This is a genomic window from Pseudoalteromonas sp. TP27 (assembly GCF_056470645.1).
Genome location: NZ_JARDAK010000007.1, coordinates 77,552 through 98,610, shown reverse-complemented (window position 1 = coordinate 98,610; position 21,059 = coordinate 77,552). Strand labels below are relative to the sequence as shown.

The following is a 21,059-nucleotide window of genomic DNA, read 5'->3' as shown; positions in this document are numbered from 1 at the left end:
CCTAAATAGAACTCAAATTAACGCGTTGACTAAGCTCTTCTGCAGATTCCACTCGTTCAGAATAGCGTTCTGCAAAGTAATCTTTTTGATCTCGTAATAATAAAGTAAATTTAATCAGCTCTTCCATAACATCAACAATCCGATTGTAGAGCGCAGAGGGTTTCATCCGTCCATTTTCTTCAAATTCTAGGTACGCTTGTGGCACTGACGACTGATTAGGTATTGTTACCATGCGCATCCAACGCCCTAATACTCGTAGTTGGTTCACCACATTGAATGATTGCGAACCGCCACTAACTTGCAACACAGCTAATGTTTTACCTTGCGTTGGCCTTACACCTCCTAGACTAAGAGGGACCCAATCAATTTGATTTTTGAATATACTCGTCATTGAGCCATGACGTTCTGGTGAGCACCATACCTGCCCTTCTGACCAAAGCATTAAATCTCGCAACTCTTGTACTTTAGGGTGTGATTCATCTTCACTATCGGTTTGAGGTAAACCTTCAGGGTTAAAAATTTTAACCTCAGCACCAAAATGCGTTAATAAACGAGCGCTCTCCTCTATAACTAACTTGCTATAAGAACGCGCTCTTAATGAGCCATATAACAATAAAATTTTAGGTTTATGCTCAGAAAAACTAACGTTAAAATTTGATGTGAGTGGAACAACACTGTGTGCTTTATTTGTATTTGGTAACCCATTAACTTCTGACATTGATAACTCAACCTTTGGTAAAAACAAGCATATGAAAAACCGTATATATGAAATTTCACACATAAAGACTTGTAAGTCAAACTCTATTTTATAAAATTTACTTTTAAGTTATTTAAAATTAGCTCAAGACAATGGGAGGTATTATGGTAGATATTTGATATAACTAATTTTAATGGCTCAACTATTTACTCAAGCAGAGGACTATAGTTTCACGTAGATTTTGCACTTAATAAGCTTTGCAACATGGGTATTTATGCCAATAGATAAATTAAAAAATAAAAATTACTGCTTCTACTATTTCATTCACGTTTTAGTGCGCACAAAAAACCCAGCAATTACGCTGGGTTTTTAAGTTACTTCTTTAAAAGCATTTAGCTTAACACTAATAACTTTATATCATTTAGAAGGGGATATCGTCGTCAAAATCAATGGTTGGTTCCATTGGGTTTGATGCACCGCCTTGCGGAGCATTTTGTGGTTTAGGAGCGAAACCACCTTGCTGCTGCGGTGCACTGTTTTGTTGTGGTGCAAAGCCGCTTTGCGGTTGTTGGTATTGATTATTTTGCTGTGGCGCAGGCGCTGATTGAGGCTGCGCTGCAGGTGCTGCTTGCTGCTGTGGAGTATAACCACCTTGCTGTTGGTTACTTTGGCCTTGATTATTTTGACCGTAACCACCACTTTGCTGACCACCTTGTGATTGATTATTTTGATAACCACCACTTTGTTGTCCACCTTGTGATTGATTACCTTGGTAACCACCACTTTGTTGATCGCCACCACGTGCGCCTAACATTTGCATTTGACCAGTAAAGCCATCTACAACTATTTCTGTAGTGTATTTTTCTTGGCCTTGTTGATCGGTCCACTTACGTGTTTGAAGTTTACCTTCAACATAAATTTGTGAACCTTTACGACAATATTCACCAACAATTTCAGCTAATTTGCCAAAAAATACAACACGGTGCCACTCAGTTTTATCAACCATTTGACCAGTGTTTTTATCTTTATAGCTATCCGAAGTTGCTAAGGTAATATTTGCTACACCATTGCCGTTAGGCATGTAACGAACTTCAGGATCTTGCCCTAAATTACCAACCAAAATTACTTTGTTCACACCGCGTGCCATGGAACCATCTCCTATAAATGTTAGATTAAACCAGCTACTTTACGAGCTTGGTCTAGGTCAAATTCTTTATCATTAATCTTTAAATAGCTGCGACTTTCATCGCGAACCACAGTTGCTTCTATTACGCCTGGTAAAGCAACTAACTGAGAAGCAAGTGTTTGAGCATGCTCTTCAGAATCTAATTTGGTCATTAAACTAATAACTTTACTTTTGGGTGGGACTTGCATTTTCCACGCAATAATAAGCCATATTAACCCAACAAGTGCCGCTGCCGCAAACACAGCTTGTGTCGTTGTTGTTTGTGCTACATAGCCACCTAACATACCGCCTAAAAAGGCGCCTAAAAACTGGCTAGATGAGTAGCCGCCCATTGCTGAACCTTTTTGACTTGCTGGTGCTATACGCGATACAAGTGCTGGCATTGTGGCTTCTAAAAAGTTAAATGCCACAAAATAAAGCAGCATACACACAGCAATACCAACTACGCTATTAACCCATACCGACATAGCTAACATACTAATAGTTAACAGGGCTACAGAGCCAATAAAGGCTTGTTTTTCTTTCTCTTTTTTAATGGCCACAATCATTATTGGTACCATTAATAAAAATGCTAAAAATAGCACTGGAATATATAAATACCAGTGATGATCAGCAACTAAGCCATCTTTAATTAGCTGGCTCGGCAGTACAACAAAAATAGTGGTTAGCGTTAAATGAAGTAACAATACACCGGCATTTAATCGTGCTAACTGTGGGTGTTTAATTAATTTTTTAATGTCGCTAAAGCTTGCTAATGTATCGCCTTTAGGCGCTTTATTAACGGCTTTAGGAACCAATAACGTAACAATAAATATGCCTACAACAGCTAAAACAGCCGTTAACCAAAATACGCCTGCAATACCCCATGAGGCTGCAACAATTGGCCCAAGTAACATAGCAAAGGCAAAGCTCATTCCTATACTCATGCCAATAACGGCCATTACTTTTGGTCGCTGTTCATCACGACTTAAATCTGAAGCAAACGCTAACAATGCGCTGGCTATTGCGCCCATACCTTGTAAGGCACGCCCTACTGTAACCATTTGAATAGAGTCAGCTAATGCAGCCACTACAGAGCCAATGGCAAATACAACTAAGCCACCCACAATAACTTTTTTACGACCAATTTTATCTGATAATCGGCCCATAGGTATTTGCAGTACTGCTTGCGTTAAACCATACGCACCAATGGCAAAACCAATCCAAATAGGCGAAAAACCTTCAAGCGATTGTCCATAAATAGCCAATACAGGCATCAGCATAAACAAGCCGAGCATTCTAAATGCAAACACACTCGCTAATGATACAGCGGCGCGTTTTTCTCGTGAATTAAGTGAAGATGCGGTCATTATCTATGTGATCTTACAGTATGAAAAATTGAGGTTGGGATTCTACCATAAGCTTAGCAATAATTAATCGCCTATAAGTAAGGATTTTTCATTGATCAAGGATTAATATTGCTTCGTATTATGCGATACTGAGTAAATAATTTTGGTAATAAACGAGATAGCATGGAAAACATTGAAGTCCGAGGCGCCCGCACGCACAATTTAAAAGACATCAGCCTAACCATTCCACGTGATAAATTAATAGTTATTACTGGTCTATCTGGTTCGGGGAAGTCATCACTTGCATTTGATACACTTTATGCAGAAGGGCAACGCCGGTATGTTGAATCACTCTCTGCGTATGCAAGACAATTTTTATCGCTCATGGAAAAGCCTGATGTAGATCACATTGAAGGCCTCTCTCCTGCCATTTCGATTGAGCAAAAATCAACGTCTCATAACCCGCGCTCAACTGTGGGTACTATTACCGAAATTTACGATTATTTACGACTTATGTTTGCCCGCGTTGGCGAACCACGATGTCCTACACATGATTTACCGCTTGCGGCACAAACAGTGAGCCAAATGGTAGACACCGTTTTAGCACTGCCTGAGGGCAGTAAATTAATGCTGCTTGCGCCTATAGTAAAAGAGCGTAAAGGTGAGCATGTTAAGTTATTAGAGCAGCTATCAAGCCAAGGTTATATTCGCGCCCGTATCGACGGTGAAGTATGTGACTTATCTGATCCACCAACGCTTGAGCTTCACAAAAAACATACAATTGAAGTTGTTGTGGACCGCTTTAAAGTAAAAGATGGCTTACAACAGCGTTTGGCTGAATCGTTTGAAACGGCTCTTGAAATGTCGAACGGCGTTGCACATGTTGCATATATGGACGATAGCAGCGCTGAAGAGATTTTATTCTCAGCAAATTTTGCCTGCCCTACTTGTGGCTATGCAATGACTGAACTTGAGCCGCGTTTGTTTTCGTTTAATAACCCTGCGGGTGCGTGTCAAACGTGTGATGGATTAGGCATACGCCAATATTTTGATCCTAACCGTGTGGTGCATAACCCAGAGTTAAGCCTTGCTGGCGGTGCAATTAAAGGCTGGGATAAACGCAGCTTTTATTACTATCAAATGCTACAAGCCGTTGCTGAGCATTATAGTTTTGATTTAGATGTGCCTTATCAAGATTTAGACAGCGACTCGAAAAAAATTATTTTAGATGGCTCTGGTAGCACTAAAATTGCGTTTAATTACCGTAACGACCGTGGCGATTTAATTACACGTAATCATGAGTTTGAAGGCGTTTTAAACAACATGAATCGCCGCTACCGCGAAACTGAGTCAAACTCAGTACGCGAAGAGCTTGCTAAATACCAAACAAGCCAAGCATGTCCTAGCTGTAATGGCTCGCGTTTACGCGAAGAATCTCGAAATGTGTTTATAGGCAAAACCAACTTACCTGCAATCACGTGCATGAGTATTGGTGAAGCCATGAGCTTTTTTGAAGGGTTAACGCTAACCGGACAAAAAGGCCAAATAGCTGAAAAAATACTAAAAGAGATTCGCGACCGTTTATCGTTTTTAATTAACGTTGGCCTAAATTACTTATCACTTGAGCGTAGTGCAGACACACTATCGGGTGGTGAGGCTCAGCGAATTCGCTTAGCGAGCCAAATTGGTGCTGGCCTTGTAGGTGTAATGTACGTACTAGATGAGCCATCAATTGGATTGCATCAACGCGATAACGACCGCTTACTACAAACACTGGTCCATTTGCGCGACTTAGGTAACACCGTTATTGTGGTTGAGCATGACGAAGACGCTATCCGTGCCGCTGACCATATTATTGATATTGGCCCTGGTGCAGGTGTTCATGGTGGGCATATTATTGCTCAAGGTACGCGCGACGATATTTTAGCAAGTAAAGAGTCGGTTACAGGCCAGTTTTTATCAGGCGTGCGTAGAATAGAAATACCAAAAGAGCGTCACCCAACTAACGACAAATGGCTAGAGCTATTTGGCGCAACGGGTAATAACCTTAAAAATGTGGATTTAAAAATCCCATTTGGTTTAATGACCTGTGTGACAGGTGTATCGGGCTCGGGTAAATCAACACTAATAAACGACACTTTATTCAAACTTGCTCATACAGAGCTAAATGGCGCAACAACTGCTGAAGCAGCACCTTATAAATCAATTAGTGGTTTAGATCATTTCGATAAAGTAATCGATATTGATCAAAGTCCGATTGGTCGTACTCCGCGTTCAAATCCGGCAACCTACACAGGAATATTTACCGGCATTCGTGAGTTATTTGCAGGCACACAAGAAGCGCGATCACGAGGCTATAAAGTAGGTCGCTTTAGCTTTAACGTTAAAGGCGGACGCTGTGAAGCGTGCCAAGGTGACGGCTTAATTAAAGTTGAAATGCACTTTTTACCTGATGTATATGTGCCGTGTGATGTATGTAAGAGCAAACGCTATAACCGCGAAACCCTCGAAGTACAATATAAAGGTAAAAATATACACCAAGTGCTTGAGATGACTGTTGAAGACGCGCATGAGTATTTTGATAAAATACCTGCTATTGCCCGTAAGCTTAAAACATTGATGGACGTTGGTTTATCGTATGTACGTTTAGGTCAAGCCGCTACTACTCTCTCTGGTGGTGAGGCGCAACGTGTAAAACTAGCGCGCGAGCTGTCAAAGCGCGATACAGGTAAAACACTCTATATATTAGATGAGCCTACAACAGGCTTACATTTTGCTGATATAGAACAGCTTCTTGTAGTGCTTCATCGTCTGCGCGATCACGGTAATACCATTGTTGTTATTGAGCATAACCTTGATGTGATTAAAACAGCAGACTGGGTTATCGATTTAGGACCTGAAGGCGGTGCTGGCGGTGGTGAAATACTCATTGCAGGCACACCAGAAGAAGTTGCTGAATGTGAGCGTTCACATACTGGGCATTACCTAAAACCTCTATTAAGTAAATAGAGGCTTTACTGACTCACGATAAGGAAAGTCGGTGTTACTCGGTTGTATAATTATAAAGTATCGGGTGAGTTACCAAATTTCTATATAAAATGTGTTTATAGTCACGTCAGTCATATTAATCAGTACCCAATAAAAAATGCCGCTTATTTGAAGTAAGCGGCATTTTTACATAAGTGGTAGAGCTATCCTTATGGGCGTGGAATAAATCCAACCGCATCATAAACGGCTTTTAATGTAACTTCTGCTCGAGCACTCGCTTTTTCAGCGCCCTTTTTCATGATGCTGTTAAGAAGCGTTTGATCTTCTCTGATCTCTTTAAAGCGGGCTTGGATTGGCTCTAACATACTTACTACTGCATCGGCAGTGTCTTTCTTCAAATGGCCATACATTTTATCTTCGTATTCTGGCACTAGATCTTCAATTGAGCGCTTAGTTGCAACGCTTAATAAAGTAAGCAGGTTTGATACTCCTGGCTTTTCTGTGCGATCAAAGTAAATACGCGCTTGTTCGTCTGAGTCTGTTACTGCTTTTTTAAGTTTTTTCTCAATCTTTTTAGGCTCGTCTAGCATCATTATAAAACCATTTGGGTTTTCATCTGACTTAGACATTTTTTTAAGCGGATCTTGCAGACTCATTACGCGAGCGCCGAACTCAGGAATGTACGGCTCTGGTAGCGTAAAAATGTCGCCATATACATTATTAAATCGTGTAGCAATATCGCGCGTTAATTCAAGATGTTGTTTTTGATCATCCCCTACTGGCACTTTATCTGCTTGATACAATAAAATATCAGCCGCTTGCAAAGCTGGATAAGCAAATAAACCCACGTTAATATTATTAGCGTGCGTTGCTGACTTATCTTTAAACTGAGTCATTCGATTAAGCTCACCCATTTGCGCATAACAGTTTAAAACCCAACCTAGTTGAGCATGTTCAGGCACTTGAGATTGTACAAATAACGCTGCTTTTTCCGGATTAATACCACATGCTGTATATAGTGCAACTCCGTCTAATACGCGAGCGCGAAGTAATTCAGGGTCTTGGCGTACCGTAATCGCATGCAAATCTGCAAGCATAAAGTAGCTATCACATTCTTCCTGTAGCTTAACCCACTGGTTAATAGCGCCAACATAGTTGCCTATTGTCATACCACCGGTTGGCTGCATGCCACTTAATACTACTGGTTTACTCATGATTTTCCTTTATTTAGCTTAATTAATAATATTTAACGCTGCGTTAGAACAGGTATTATATCTAAGAAGTTATCGCATAGGTACTGCGGATTATAATCTGCAAGATTTTCACCTTGGTTATAGCCGTAACTAAGTGCAATTACGTCTATGTTAGCGGCTTTAGCTGCAAGTATATCTGCTTTAGAATCGCCTATCATTATTGCTTTATTAGGTTCAACATTTAGCTTTTTACAGACAAATAGTAAAGGCTCTGCCGATGGCTTTTTTGCCATGTCGTCACCACATACAATCACATCAAAATGGCTCGCTAGTGCTAGTTTATCAAGCAACTTCTCTGTAAACACACGAGACTTATTAGTGATTAATGCTTTAGACATACCACGAAGTGCTGAAAGCCCAGTTTCTACATGTTGGTACAACACACTATATTCACCAACATGTTGCTCATAATGTTTATAAAATTGCGTAATTGCTTTGCTGCTGAGTGATTCATCTAAATGTTCACTCACTTGCATATCGCCACTCAAAGCGCGCTTAACGAGTACTTCAACACCATTACCTACCCAGCTTTCAACCAAACGCTGACTTACTATCGGGAATGCTAAGTCAGTTAATGTGAGATTTATGGCTATGTATAAATCGTAAACGCTATCAACCAAGGTACCATCTAAATCAAATAAGGCGATATCGTACTTCATTATTTTACACTTCCAAGCTGTTCACGCATTTGATCAATCACCACTTTGTAATCTGGCTGATTAAAAATAGCTGAGCCTGCCACAAACATATCTGCGCCTGCTTGAGCTGCTGCTGCAATATTATCGACTTTAATACCCCCATCAACCTCTAAGCGAATATCTCGGCCTGACTCAATAATACGCTGTTTTGCTTGGCGTAATTTTTCAAGCGTATGAGGGATAAAACTTTGCCCGCCAAAACCTGGGTTAACCGACATAAGTAAAATGGTATCGAGCTTATCAATAACATGATCTAAATAACTTAGACTTGTTGCAGGGTTAAACACTAAGCCTGCTTTACAGCCGTGGTCTTTAATCAGCTGTATTGTACGATCAACGTGCTCGCTAGCTTCTGGGTGAAAAGTAATAATTGATGCCCCAGCTTCTGCAAACAGTGGAATAAGGCTATCAACAGGCTTAACCATTAAATGCACGTCGATAGGCGCTGTTACACCGTAATCTCTAAGTGCTTTACACACCATTGGACCAATTGTAAGGTTAGGTACATAGTGATTATCCATTACATCAAAATGAACCACATCGGCACCCGCAGCGAGTACTTTATCAACATCTTCGCCTAGCTTTGCAAAGTCAGCAGACAAAATAGAAGGGGCAATTAAATATTTTTGCTCTGGGTTAAACATGATTAACTCCATCAATAAATAGTGTATTGCGTTAATGTAACTTAATTGAAGATGTTACCCAAGTAATATGGCGTAATAGCCCCTATTTCAGGTAACTTTAAGTTTGATATTTAACCAATATTTGCTATGATTAAAAAAGTAACAAATTATTGGATTTTATCATGCGTGCATTTAAAACTGGGATATTAATTGCGTCGGCATTACTGCTTATCGGGGCGTTTAGCTTTGGTTCAAGCTCTGAGCAAGAATTAAGCTCGGTTAATAATTGCTATAATACACAAACTGTAAGTGCTAACAGCACATTACCTACGTGTATTAAAATTGAAGAAGAGTCATCGTGGTTTTCGTGGTTAACTGGCGATAGCCGTAGCGCTCAGTTTCATTACCTCGATTTGCTAGAGCTACTTACTAGTTCTGATGATTCTAAAAATACTCCTTCTTTAAAACCCTTATTTTAAATAATGCTGCAATTTATTAGCGCGTTGCAAAGTGTGCTAGCAGCATTTTTTGGTGTTCAATCTGAAAATAAACGCCAAGCTGATTTTAAACAACACTCTCCTAAGTCTATTATTTTAATTGCGATTACATTATTTATTGCTTTTGTTATCGCAATTTATGCAGTGGTTGCTTGGGTGCTAAATACATAGCCATTAACTCGTCTACTTTATTTCTAGAGCCACCTTTGGGGCTGATAGTGCGCTTTACTTGTATTTGATCAAGTGATGATTGGCTATAAATTTTTCGAGTCCATACAGTATCGTGATTAGATATAAGCACTGGCGTGTTGTTTTCAAACGCCGCCTTCTCAGCCAGATTAGCCAGATTAGCCTGATCATCTAAATTAAACCCGCCCTTAGCGTAAGAGGTAAACGAAGCCGTTTTACTTAATGGTACATAAGGTGGGTCGCAATAAATAACAGCATTGTTAGGTACTAACTTAAAAACGTCATCGTAGTCTAAACAGGTGAAGGTTGCTTTTTGTGCTTTTTCAGCAAAAAAATACATTTCTTTTTCAGGAAAGTAAGGCTTTTTATATTTACCAAAAGGCACATTAAAAATACCTTTTAAATTATACCTACAGAGTCCGTTGTAACCATGGCGGTTCATGTATAAAAACAATATTGAACGTTCATATACATCACGACTTTGATTAAACTGCACACGATATTCGTAATAAGCATCTGCGTGATTATTCAAATCTACAAATAACTTTTTAGCGTCACTAATCAGCTCATCTGGAGAGCTTTTTAGCTCTTTGTATAAGTTAATTAAGTCTGCATTTATATCGTTGAGAATATAGTGTTTAAAGTCACTATTTAAAAACACAGAGCCTGCACCAACAAAAGGTTCAACCAACGTATCAGCATGCTTGCTAGCTTGGTTTAATCGCGCATTAATATTTTCAACTAGGCTGTATTTTCCGCCGGCCCATTTAAGGAAGGCTCTACTCTTTTGCTGCATTGGCTCTTTACTTCAATCTGGTGTTGCGCGATTTTACACTAAAGCAGTGTGTTTTACTGATCAACGAGTGCTATTTCTTGCTTTATTTTACTAATTTTTTTATAGAAAGGTTTATTTTTTCTAACCCCAGCAGATAAAGTATCCATTGCTGATTTTGCTTCTTTTATACTTTCAAAACTGCCAAATGTGACAACCCACCACATTTTATTATTTCGTTTGGTTTGATAGGTATGAGTTTGCTGCTGTAGATTAAATTGAGCAATAAAACTATCGCTAACTTCCTGCTGAGTTACAGCTAATAATTGAATAACACTATTTGTATCTGGCTGCTGCATATACCATATATTATTCTGATTAACCTGAGTTAGCTTTACGGTATCTACTTTTTTTATTTTAAGAGCTTTAGATTTAGCGTCACTTACTATACTGCTTTTGTTTTTAGCACTATCATCAACATCATTGTCTAATACATTAACAGTATTGGCAGACTCAGTAAGGCTTTGCATTATAGCGGGCACATCATTGGTATGTACACGTTCTGACTTAATAGGTGACTCAACTACCTTTGATTCATTTAAGCTAATTATTGAGTCATTTTTATTTATAGCCGACTCACTTACTTGCTCTATTGGTATTGCTGTATTTACTACTTGTGTTTCTTCTTGCTGATAGTACTGTTGCCACCACTGCGTCATATCCGACTTATAAAGCAGGCCAATAATTAATAGCATAATCAGCAACATCAAAGTCAATAAGTGTAATCGCCAAGACACTTTGTCTTTGACAATAATATCGGCTATGTGCTCACTAGGTTGCCAAGCAAGCAATAAGCTGGGATTACCGTGAGCCTCAGCTAAAAAAGTACTAAATACAGGGTCTTCATCATAGGGTAAGTCTGTAAAGTACCCCTGCAATAACATCTTGCTTTCTTGAAGCGTTAGCGGCTCCAAATAAATTTCAACAGCGTTATTTAAAGCCAGTTTAGACTGTGAAGCTATTATAATATATAGCGTATTTGGGCTGTTTTTAGAAAGTAACTCAAGCTCAATTAACATCTCATCAGATAATTGCCTACCGCCATCAAGTACCCATAAACATGGTCCGCATGGTTGCTGCTGCAGTAATTGGTAATAGTTTTCAGGTAAACTTAAGTTGTGATCAATCAGGGGAGAGTTAAAGCTTTGCTCTAATAGCTCACTCATTAGCTGAGCGTCAGTCATTTGTGCGCTTACTTGCACAAAGGCTTTATTAAAGTCGTTGTATTTATCTGTAATGAAGGTTTCGAGCATATAGCTTTTACCTAGCCCAGAAGTGCCAAGTAAAACAACTAAATTTTGCCCGTACTCAAATTGCAGTGCGATTCTATCCACCAAAGCCGCACGGCTTGGTAAAATTTGTGACTGCATTTACTGCTCGATTAAGTCTCTAACTTGATCATCAGACACATTATCAACTAATGCACACTGGCCAAATTGGGTAGGTAGAATAAAGCGAATAGTGCCTTTTTTATTCTTTTTGTCTTTACGCATATGCGTTAAAAACTGCTCGCTAGTCATTTGCTTTGGAATTTCTGTTGGTAAATTATACAGCTCAAGTAGCTTAATAATTCTCTCAACTTCATCTGCGCTTAAATCTTGGCGTGTCTGCGCAAGTTTAGCTGCCAATACCATTCCCGTTGCAACAGCTTCACCATGTAACCAAACGCCATAACCCATCTGCGCCTCAATTGCATGAGCAAATGTATGACCTAAGTTTAACAAAGCTCGCAGGCCATGTTCTTTTTCATCTTGAGCAACTATAAGCGCTTTTATTTCACAACATCTAAAAATAATATGCTGCAAACATGCTTCATCGAGTTGCTGTAAATTAGCTACATTTTTCTCTAAATAAGCAAATAGTTCGGTATCGTAAATCAGACCATATTTAATTACTTCAGCCATACCTGCTGCAAACTCTCGTTCAGGTAAGGTGTGTAATGTCTGCGTATCAATAAAAACAGCTTGAGGCTGATAAAATGCCCCTATCATATTTTTACCTAAAGGATGATTTACTGCCGTTTTACCACCTACCGATGAATCAACCTGTGAAAGCACTGTCGTTGGTATTTGAATAAACGGTACGCCGCGCTGATAACAAGCAGCTACAAAACCAGTTAGATCACCTACAACACCGCCACCTAATGCAATTAAGCATGTATCTCGGCCACAGTTATTTTGTAGTAAAAATGCTGATATTTTTTCAAACCATTCTAGTGATTTATATTGTTCACCGTCAGGAATAATAAAAGATAGCGGATTTAGATCAGCTAATGAATCAAGTAACCTTTGTAAATATAAAGGCGCTATTGTGTCATTAGTAATGATGATAGGCCGACAATCACCAATGTGGTGAACCAGGCGGCCATTATCTTGAAGTGCAGATTCCCCAATATAAATAGGATAACTTCGCTCGTCCAAATTAACAGTTAATTTAAGCATGCTTGGTTATTCCCTTATTATTGGTTTTTAAAAATCTAATTTCTCGATGATTTGGTTAGCAACAACTTTAGCGCTTTGCTCATCGGTACGTACAACAAAATCAGCAACTTCTTTGTATAGTGGCTCGCGTTCTTCTGCTAAGCGCTCTAGTACGTTACGAGGTGCTTCTTCAGTTTGCAGTAATGGGCGACGCTTGTCGCGTTGCGTGCGTGCAACTTGCTTTTCTATCGGTGTCTCTAGGTATACAACGATACCTCGAGCCGAAAGCTTGTTTCGAACTTCTTTGCTCATTACTGAACCACCACCGGTAGCAAGTACAATACCTTGCATCTCGGTTAAATCGCCAATAACAGACTCTTCTCGAAGTCTAAAGCCTTCTTCACCTTCAAGATCGAATACCCATGCAATATCTGCACCTGTGCGGCGTTCGATTTCTTGATCAGAATCAACAAATTCAAGGTGTAATTGGTCAGCGATGTGACGACCAATCGTGCTTTTGCCAGCCCCCATGGGGCCAACTAGAAATATATTACGTTTCTCAGCCATATCTTTTAGTACAAACAAACTCTAAAATTTGAAATAAAACCCCGCCTAACGACCTGGCCCCAAAATTAAGGAGGGGATTATCTCAGTAATTGCGGGGGTATTTCAAGTCAATTAGCATAAAAAGCCATATAACGGGCAATTAATCTAAATAATCACCCGTTGGTTAACATAAAACCACTGTATTTTAATCAATTTGTATTTTTGGTGTCACGAAAATAAGTAATTCACGCTTTTCATTAAACTCACTTGTGCTTTTAAATAGTCTTCCTACATAAGGAATATCACCTAAAATTGGTACTTTACTTGTAGTATTAATGATTTGTTGCTGGAAAATACCGCCGAGTACGATGGTTTGGCCATTTTCAACTAACACTTGTGTTTGGATTTCTTGGGTATCAATAGAGACAGCTTCACCTGTACCCGTTTGTACGGTATCACCACGTGTATCTTGAGTAATCACTAAATCTAGGATTACTTTATTATCAGGTGTGATGTGAGGTGTTACTTCTAAGCTTAGTACCGCTTTTTTAAAGCTTACAGTAGTAGCACCACTTGAAGCTGATTCAGTGTAAGGTATTTCAGTGCCTTGCTCTATTCGCGCCTTTTGCTGATTAGCCGCTATGATACGCGGGCTAGCAATAATCTCACCTTTGTTTTCTTTTTCAAGCGCACTTAGTTCTAAGTCAATGAGTGTACCGTTAGCCAGTTTGGCTATATGCAAGCCAATACTTGCTGCTGGGTTTGATGTAGGTAAATTAACATTTAATCGATCTGAAATACTTGGCGCATTTGAGGTTGATGTTGCGTTATAAATACCTTCCGCACCTTCAAGGGAGCCTGAAATACCAACACTACTACCTTGGTCACTAAAGCCCCAACGTACACCCAAGTCTTCAGTAACGTTATCACGCACTGTGACCATTCGCGATTCTATTACAACTTGCTGCACTGGAATATCGAGTGTTTCAATCATGCGGCGAATATTTTCTATACTCTTTACTGTGTCTTTAATTAACAAGGTGTTTGTACGCTGATCAACCGACACACTACCACGAGCGGTTATTATGCTGTTTCTATCTGTTTTTAATAAGTCAGCAAAATTTTCGGCCTTAGCATAGTTCAATCGAATGTATTCACTGTATAGAGGCTCTAAGTCTTCAACTTGCTGTTTAGCTTTTAAATCGTTAGCTTCACGTGCAGCTAGTTCTTCTGTAGGTGCTACCATTAAAATAGAGCCATCCATGCGCTTATCTAGCCCTTTAATACGCAGTACTACATCAAGCGCTTGATCCCACGGTACGCCATCTAAGCGCAGCGTTATGTTACCCGTTACTGAATCGCTGGTTACTAAGTTAAAGTCATTGTAGCCCGCAATAATTTGTAGTGCTGCGCGTACAGAAATATCTTGAAAATTTAAGGTCATAGGGCGACCTTGATATTCAACGCCACCATCTAAATAGGCGTTTTGCGTTTCATCTTTTTCTACTGTCAGCGTTAAAATATTATCTATTTGCTGGTACGTAAATGTAAACTGAGCGTTTGGCTCAATAACGACACGACTTAATCCATCTTCTTTAAAAGTCTCGATATTACTTACAACAGTACCAAAATCTAATACATCTAATTCATAAAGTAGGTCATCTAAAATATCGGTGTGGTGAAAGTCTGCATAAATTTTACCGCCACTTTCGTGGACTTCAATTGCAGCTTGAGTGTCTTGTAAAAATACGAGTACTTTCGCTTCGCCCTTTTCACCACGTCTAAAATCAATTGATTGGATACGGTTGATGTAATTTCCACTTACGTCACCTGAGTCCAACACTGTATCTTCATTTTCATTTTCAGATTCTGTAAGAGGGTTGTCCGATACGCGTATTGATACTAAGTTGTTATGAACTTCAGTTTCATAAATTTTTAATCTATCTAAGTTTACCGTTACCTTTAAACCACTGTTAGTTAAAACATTAGTAACACTGCTAATTCCAGCTTGATTAACTTCAACATCATTTAAACCAACCTCTAACTCTGCAGTATCGAAAAACATTTCGATTCGGGCTGGGCTATTAAACACCTGAACTTTTGGCTCAAGCGTTAACTCTTCATCAAAAACAAGCTGTAACTCAGTTTCGCCTTTAAGTAATGGATTATAACGAACATCATATAATAATGGCCCTGCAACGGCTGAATTTACAGTGACTAAAGCAATAGCAGCCAATAATGTTCGTGAAATACGATGAAGCCAAAGTTCATCCTTATGCATGCTATTTTTACCTTTTTTATTATTAATTTGCGTCATTTTTTGCCGCCTCTAACATTTCTAATTTAGTCAAACGCTCTTTCCAACAGCCAGACCCATCAGGGATTAATTCCACTAATTCTATATAATCATTGCTTACTGTTTTTACTTTTCCATCATAACTACCAAGGTAATTCCCTACCGTTACGCGGTGTAAGGTGTCATCTGCTGCTGTTATTAATGCCCATATTTGTCCGCTAGAACCTATTGTGCCTTTCATTGCTAAGTTATCTAGCGGGTATTTTTCTAACGGTTCGCGGCGACGCTCTTGATCTGGGTGCAAACAGTTTTTTACTTGCGTTAATTTATTTTGAATTATTTCAGGCTGAGGCGCTACAAACGGACTACGTAGCTGCCCTGCACTATATTCAAATATTTCAAACTTTGTAAGTTCAGGAATTGAGTCTACTTTTGGTGTTGTACTTGCCTTAACTTGATCAATGAATTCTTTTTGTTCAGAAGTATCATCATTACAACCAATTAAAACAAAGGCTATCGCTAAAGGCACTACGCGAAGGAGTTTCATTTTTTAACCCCTTCTTCATAACGATATGTTTTTGCAACAACACTGAAGGTTAACTGTTTATCGCCCGATGATAAAATAGAAAAATCATGTAGGCTTACAATTCGTGGTAACTGAGCCACTTTACCTACAAACTCACCAAACTCATGATAGGTACCGATCACTTCAATTTTAATCGGCAGCTCGGTATAAAATTCTTTTTCAACCTCTGGCAACCAGCCTATTTTTAAAAAAGTCAGGCCACTCGTTGTCCCAACATACGACAAATCATCGAGTAAGCCAGGGGTTTCATTTGAGGTAGGTAAACGTTTTAATAGTTGTGAAAATTTACCTTCCATGTCAATCATTTGCTGACGATAAACATCGAGCCGACTCGCTACTGCATATTTAGTACGATAAGTAGTACGTAATTCAACTTCTTTAGCAACCGCACTATGGTAGCTATCAATTTCATCATAAACTAATAGGCTGTAACTAAAAAACAATACAAGCCCAGCAACAAACGCACAACAAATTGCTTTAACAGCAAGAGGCCAATCGCCAATGTTATCGAGCTCTATTTCATTCCAATCAATTTCACTTAGAGCTTTAAAATTAAGGTTCATCGCTAACCTCACCAATTTTATCAAATGGTTTTACATAAAATTCCATATTAAAATCACTAAGTAAACGCGAAGATTGATCGCCTGCAACAATGCCCTGCATTGAAGGATTCTCTAGTAAATATGAACTTTGTACTTCGCGCAGCATTGTTGATAAACGGTTATTAGACTCACTACGCCCTAGTACATGTATTTGGCTGCCCCTGCGCTCTAGTTTTGTTAAATAAACACCACCGGGCACTATTTTAGCTACTTCATCTATTATTTGCGTACCCAGATTACGGCTGCTTTGTAATTCTTCAATAAGCCTCATACGCTGTTGTAAGTTTTCTTTTCTTTTATCTAAGCCTCTTATTTCACTTATTTTTTTGTCTAACATGCTAATTTCTGAACTTAAATAGTTATTTTTTAAGTTTTGACCATCTTTTAAAGCACCATAAAAAGAGCTCAATAAATACATACTCGCAAAACAAAGTATAACGACACCAACAAGTATAGTTACGAATTTCTTCTTCGATTCTTCGCGTTGTAATTCACGCCAAGGCAGTAAATTTATATGTGGCATGTTGAAAAGCTCCTTAATGCCAACCCGGTCGCAATTGCAAATTGCGTTTTGTGACGCTGCATCACGTTGCGATCTACTTTAGGGGAGATTTCCATATTATCAAAAGGCTCAGCAACGACAGAGTGAATACCGAGTTCTTCAATGAGTAATCGGTCAATACCTTTTATCATCGATGTGCCACCCGTTAAGACAATATAATCTATCTGATCTTTGCCACTGGTTGTTAAAAACATTTGTACCGCACGTCGCACTTGTTGAAGTAATGAGGTTTGAAAAGGGGCTAGCACTTCAAAGGTATAGTTTGGCGGTAAATCACCTGATGTTTTACCAATTTCAGCTTCATCAAAGCCTTTATTATAATAAGCAACAATACTATTTGTATATTGGTCGCCACCAAAAACCTGGTCTCGGGTATAAATTGTCTCACCTGCTTGAACAACGCTCACAAGCATTAAAACTGCACCAATATCAACCACAGCCACACATTTATTAAATGCGTCGCTAGGTAGCTGTTGGTAGTAAACATCCATTGCACGACTTAACGCATAGCTTTCTACATCAACTATTTTGGCTTCTAAGTTTGCCGCTTCTAAAGCGCCAACACGCGCTTCTACACTTTCAGTACGAGCGGCTGAAAGCAAAACATTCATTTTACTAGGGTCTGCCTCATTCGTTGAAAGCTTCTCAAAATCGAGGCTCACTTCATCAAGTGGATATGGAATTAAGCTATCGGCTTCAATTTCAATTTGTGATTCAAGTTCAGCATCAGTTAACGATACATCCATGAAGATCACTTTTGTGATGACTGTTTGGCCTGAAACAGCTACCGCAGCAGATTTTAACGATTTTGGTAATTTTCTTCTTAATTTTGAAATTACGTTACCAATTGCTTCAATATCTTGAATTGTGCGCTCACTCATGGCGCCTTTTGGCATTGGCTCAATTGCAAGTGCTTCTAGTCGAAATCCCGTTTCAATTTCACGTAAAAGCACAGCCTTAATAGAGTGCGATCCAATATCAATTCCCACCATCATCGGGGACGGTTTTTGAAATAGTTGACTTAGCATGTTTCAACTTGGCCTTTGTTTTAATAATAAACAAGTTATAATTTTTATATGAAAAAATATTATTCATTTTTTAATCAATATATACTAGCAGTCAAAACTCGCAATTGGGAGTCCATTTAGGGAAATATAAGTGATTTTATTAAAACGAACTTTACAATTTTTTATCATTTGTGTGTTAATTGGTCTGATCACTTTGGTCAGCCTTTATTACTACGTTAAACCTGATATCCCCAGTGTGCAAGTTTTAAAAGACGTGCAATTACAAACCCCTATGCAAGTATTTACTAAAGATGGGCTTTTAATCAATCAATTCGGTGAAAAACGCCGTATTCCAGTGACTATTGATGAGATCCCTCAAACGTTAATTAATGCGTTCTTAGCAACAGAAGATAATCGATTTTACGATCATATTGGCATAGATCCTATAGGTATTGTACGCTCAGCCCTTGTTCTAATATCTACCGGCGAGAAAAAGCAAGGCGCAAGTACGATTACTATGCAGCTCGCTCGTAATTTCTTTTTGACACGCGAAAAAGCATACATCCGCAAAGTTAAAGAAATATTTATAGCACTGCATATCGAAGATGTATTAACAAAAGACGAAATTTTAGAGCTTTATCTTAATAAAATAGAATTAGGTAATCGTGCTTTTGGTATTGGTGCGGCAGCGCAAGTATATTACGGCAAAGAGTTAAAAGATTTAACGCTTGCCCAAATGGCGATGATTGCAGGTTTGCCTAAGGCACCTTCTGCCTTAAATCCAATTCGTAACCCGACTCGTGCAAAAGCACGTCGAAATGTTGTTTTAGGCCGCTTACTAACCGAAGATTACATAACACAAGAACAATATAACGAAGCAACAAGTCAACCTATAACCGCTTATTTTCATGGTGCCGAAATAAACTTATACGCACCGTATATTTCTGAAATGGTACGCGCCGAAATGGTCTCTCGTTATGGAATTGATAAAGCATATAACTCAGGTTTTAAAATATTCACCTCTGTCGAATCCAAAGTTCAAAAAGCAGCGCAAAACGCACTTGTAAATAACTTACATAATTATGATATGCGCCACGGTTTTAGAGGCCCAACTGATGTTTTATGGAACCCTGAAACACAACCGGCTTTAACTAAGCAGCAAATACTTAATAAATTACAGAGCGTAAATGAGTTAGGCACTTTAAAAGCAGCTGCTGTGCTTAGCGTTAATGATAAAACAGCAACGGTACTGCTTAAAAACGGTGAGCAAACAACGCTGACTTGGGATAGCTTAAAATGGGCGCGTAAATATATTACTCGCTACCGCCAAAGCTTTGCTCCAAAAGCTGCGACTGATATTTTAACGCCAGGAATGCAAATATGGGTGCGTAGAAATGAAGATGACAGCTACTTACTAAGCCAAATACCAGAAGCATCAAGTGCTATTGTGTCACTCGACCCGCAAGACGGTAGAATTAAAGCCATAGTAGGTGGTTACAGCTTTGAACAAAGCCAATACAACCGCGCGGTACAAGCTAAGCGTCAAGTTGGCTCTAATATAAAACCGTTTATATACTCAGCAGCGCTTGAAAAAGGTTATACGCTTGCGTCTATATTAAACGACGCACCTATAAACCAATGGGATAAAAGCCAAGGCGTAGCATGGCGTCCTAAAAACAGCCCTGCTGTATACAATGGACCTATTCGAATTCGCCGCGCTTTAGCGCAGTCTAAAAATGTTATTTCGGTGCGTTTGCTACGCGGTGTAGGGTTACAACGTACAGCCGATCACTTATTGAAATTTGGCTTTAAAAACGCTGACATTAATCGCAGTGAATCACTAGCGCTTGGTAGTGCTTCTATCACTCCCCTTGAACTTGCCCGAGGTATGAGTACGTTTGCCAATGGTGGCCACTTAATTGAACCTTACTTTATTTCAGAGATTCAAGATGCCTACGGCAATGTATTAGTTGAAGCAAACCCTGCTCTTGCCTGTGACGAAGAGTCTTTACCAACATACAATGAACTCTCAATACACAATAGTAACGTTGAAGTGGATCAACCAAAAAAGTGTGCACCGAGAATTATATCTAAGCAGAATGCATTTTTAATAGCTGATGCAATGCACAGTGGTATTTGGGGCGGCGGAAGCTGGGCTCATAAAACAGGTTGGAGTGGTACAGGTTGGCGCGCACAAGCCTTAGAACGTCGCGACCTTTCGGGCAAAACAGGCACAACAAACGATTCTGTAGATACTTGGTTTAGTGGTTTTAACAGTAAAGTGATGACTTCTGTATGGGTTGGGTTTGATAACCCTGGCAACTCTCTTGGTCGCTCAACTTACAATAACAACCTTGATAGTAGCCAAATATCTGGAGCTGAATCGGGTGCTAAAACAGCACAACCTGCATGGATTGAGTTTATGAAAGCCGCACTTGAGGGAACACCTGAAGCGCCAATTGAACCGCCTGAAGGGCTTGTTTCAATCCGCATTGATTTAGCTACTGGCTTGTTGAGTCATAAAAATGACTACACAAGTCGCTTTGAATATTTTGAAAAAGGCACCGCCCCTACAAAGTATGTGCTATCTCAGCCTAACGATATATTTGAAGAAGACACAAAAACTGAAGAAGAACTATTTTAATAATATGTATGTAATACAAAAACGGCCGCTTATTTAAGCGGCCGTTCTATTTTGTATAAATATAAAATCTATTTTAATACCAATCTGCTTATATATGGGGTCTAT

19 protein-coding genes are annotated in these 21,059 nt (G+C 39.1%); 4 read left to right on the top strand and 15 right to left on the bottom strand.

Annotation, left to right across the window (positions count from 1 at the left end):
• Position 1: 1 nt before the first annotated feature.
• The 3 genes from arsH to PX700_RS10440 form a co-directional block, all read right to left on the bottom strand.
• On the bottom strand, positions 2 to 718 hold the full coding sequence (arsH, locus tag PX700_RS10450) for an arsenical resistance protein ArsH (RefSeq protein ID WP_415637817.1): 717 nt from the start codon (positions 716 to 718) through the stop codon (positions 2 to 4).
• 400 nt (positions 719 to 1,118) lie between these two features.
• A complete protein-coding gene (gene ssb, locus PX700_RS10445) occupies positions 1,119 to 1,844 on the bottom strand; it encodes a single-stranded DNA-binding protein (RefSeq protein WP_149593365.1) in 726 nt (241 codons plus the stop codon).
• A gap of 20 nt (positions 1,845 to 1,864) precedes the next feature.
• Complete coding sequence (locus tag PX700_RS10440) at positions 1,865 to 3,232, bottom strand: MFS transporter (RefSeq protein ID WP_165741171.1); 1,368 nt, start codon at positions 3,230 to 3,232, stop codon at positions 1,865 to 1,867.
• 162 nt (positions 3,233 to 3,394) lie between these two features.
• Between PX700_RS10440 and uvrA the strand changes: the two genes are divergently transcribed.
• Positions 3,395 to 6,220, top strand: coding sequence for an excinuclease ABC subunit UvrA (gene uvrA / locus PX700_RS10435; RefSeq protein WP_415637816.1), 2,826 nt, complete (start codon positions 3,395 to 3,397; stop codon positions 6,218 to 6,220).
• Positions 6,221 to 6,408: 188 nt separating this feature from the next.
• Here the strand turns inward: uvrA and trpS are convergent, their stop codons facing one another.
• Genes trpS through rpe form a run of 3 tightly spaced genes read right to left on the bottom strand, consistent with a single transcriptional unit; the run spans position 6,409 to position 8,794 of the window.
• The gene (gene trpS, locus PX700_RS10430; protein ID WP_415637815.1) at positions 6,409 to 7,413 is read right to left on the bottom strand and encodes a tryptophan--tRNA ligase; all 1,005 of its coding nucleotides are present in this window, start codon (positions 7,411 to 7,413) and stop codon (positions 6,409 to 6,411) included.
• A 32-nt stretch (positions 7,414 to 7,445) separates the two neighbouring features.
• Positions 7,446 to 8,111, bottom strand: a complete 666-nt coding sequence (locus PX700_RS10425; RefSeq protein ID WP_479520678.1) for a phosphoglycolate phosphatase — start codon at positions 8,109 to 8,111, stop codon at positions 7,446 to 7,448.
• Complete coding sequence (gene rpe, locus PX700_RS10420) at positions 8,111 to 8,794, bottom strand: ribulose-phosphate 3-epimerase (RefSeq protein ID WP_197140480.1); 684 nt, start codon at positions 8,792 to 8,794, stop codon at positions 8,111 to 8,113. The genes PX700_RS10425 and rpe overlap by 1 nt, the downstream gene beginning before the upstream one ends.
• A gap of 161 nt (positions 8,795 to 8,955) precedes the next feature.
• Here rpe and PX700_RS10415 point away from each other — a divergent pair, with 161 nt between their 5' ends.
• On the top strand, positions 8,956 to 9,252 hold the full coding sequence (locus tag PX700_RS10415) for a hypothetical protein (RefSeq protein ID WP_415637813.1): 297 nt from the start codon (positions 8,956 to 8,958) through the stop codon (positions 9,250 to 9,252).
• 3 nt (positions 9,253 to 9,255) lie between these two features.
• Complete coding sequence (locus PX700_RS10410; protein ID WP_415637812.1) at positions 9,256 to 9,441, top strand: DUF2970 domain-containing protein; 186 nt, start codon at positions 9,256 to 9,258, stop codon at positions 9,439 to 9,441.
• Here PX700_RS10410 and PX700_RS10405 read toward each other — a convergent pair.
• The 9 genes from PX700_RS10405 to PX700_RS10365 all read right to left on the bottom strand — a co-directional run bounded on the left by PX700_RS10405 (position 9,398) and on the right by PX700_RS10365 (position 18,331).
• Positions 9,398 to 10,255 carry a Dam family site-specific DNA-(adenine-N6)-methyltransferase gene (locus PX700_RS10405; RefSeq protein ID WP_415637811.1) on the bottom strand — a complete coding sequence of 286 codons (858 nt, stop codon included), beginning with the start codon at positions 10,253 to 10,255 and terminating at the stop codon, positions 9,398 to 9,400. The two genes, PX700_RS10410 and PX700_RS10405, sit on opposite strands and share 44 nt — an antisense overlap.
• Before the next feature lie 53 nt (positions 10,256 to 10,308).
• On the bottom strand, positions 10,309 to 11,661 hold the full coding sequence (locus PX700_RS10400) for an AAA family ATPase (RefSeq protein ID WP_415637810.1): 1,353 nt from the start codon (positions 11,659 to 11,661) through the stop codon (positions 10,309 to 10,311).
• Positions 11,662 to 12,732 carry a 3-dehydroquinate synthase gene (gene aroB / locus PX700_RS10395; protein WP_415637809.1) on the bottom strand — a complete coding sequence of 357 codons (1,071 nt, stop codon included), beginning with the start codon at positions 12,730 to 12,732 and terminating at the stop codon, positions 11,662 to 11,664.
• 27 nt (positions 12,733 to 12,759) lie between these two features.
• The gene (gene aroK, locus PX700_RS10390) at positions 12,760 to 13,278 is read right to left on the bottom strand and encodes a shikimate kinase AroK (protein ID WP_004589350.1); all 519 of its coding nucleotides are present in this window, start codon (positions 13,276 to 13,278) and stop codon (positions 12,760 to 12,762) included.
• A 184-nt stretch (positions 13,279 to 13,462) separates the two neighbouring features.
• Positions 13,463 to 15,574 carry a type IV pilus secretin PilQ gene (locus tag PX700_RS10385; protein ID WP_415637808.1) on the bottom strand — a complete coding sequence of 704 codons (2,112 nt, stop codon included), beginning with the start codon at positions 15,572 to 15,574 and terminating at the stop codon, positions 13,463 to 13,465.
• Entirely contained in the window at positions 15,561 to 16,100 is a 540-nt protein-coding gene (locus PX700_RS10380) for a pilus assembly protein PilP (protein ID WP_415637807.1), read from the bottom strand. The genes PX700_RS10385 and PX700_RS10380 overlap by 14 nt, the downstream gene beginning before the upstream one ends.
• Positions 16,097 to 16,702 carry a type IV pilus inner membrane component PilO gene (locus tag PX700_RS10375; protein WP_415637806.1) on the bottom strand — a complete coding sequence of 202 codons (606 nt, stop codon included), beginning with the start codon at positions 16,700 to 16,702 and terminating at the stop codon, positions 16,097 to 16,099. Before PX700_RS10375 ends, PX700_RS10380 begins: the two co-directional genes overlap by 4 nt.
• The gene (locus PX700_RS10370; protein ID WP_415637805.1) at positions 16,692 to 17,264 is read right to left on the bottom strand and encodes a PilN domain-containing protein; all 573 of its coding nucleotides are present in this window, start codon (positions 17,262 to 17,264) and stop codon (positions 16,692 to 16,694) included. The genes PX700_RS10375 and PX700_RS10370 overlap by 11 nt, the downstream gene beginning before the upstream one ends.
• Positions 17,252 to 18,331, bottom strand: a complete 1,080-nt coding sequence (locus tag PX700_RS10365) for a pilus assembly protein PilM (protein ID WP_415637804.1) — start codon at positions 18,329 to 18,331, stop codon at positions 17,252 to 17,254. The genes PX700_RS10370 and PX700_RS10365 overlap by 13 nt, the downstream gene beginning before the upstream one ends.
• A 130-nt stretch (positions 18,332 to 18,461) precedes the next feature.
• Between PX700_RS10365 and PX700_RS10360 the strand changes: the two genes are divergently transcribed.
• Complete coding sequence (locus PX700_RS10360; protein ID WP_415637803.1) at positions 18,462 to 20,954, top strand: penicillin-binding protein 1A; 2,493 nt, start codon at positions 18,462 to 18,464, stop codon at positions 20,952 to 20,954.
• Positions 20,955 to 21,059 lie beyond the last annotated feature (105 nt).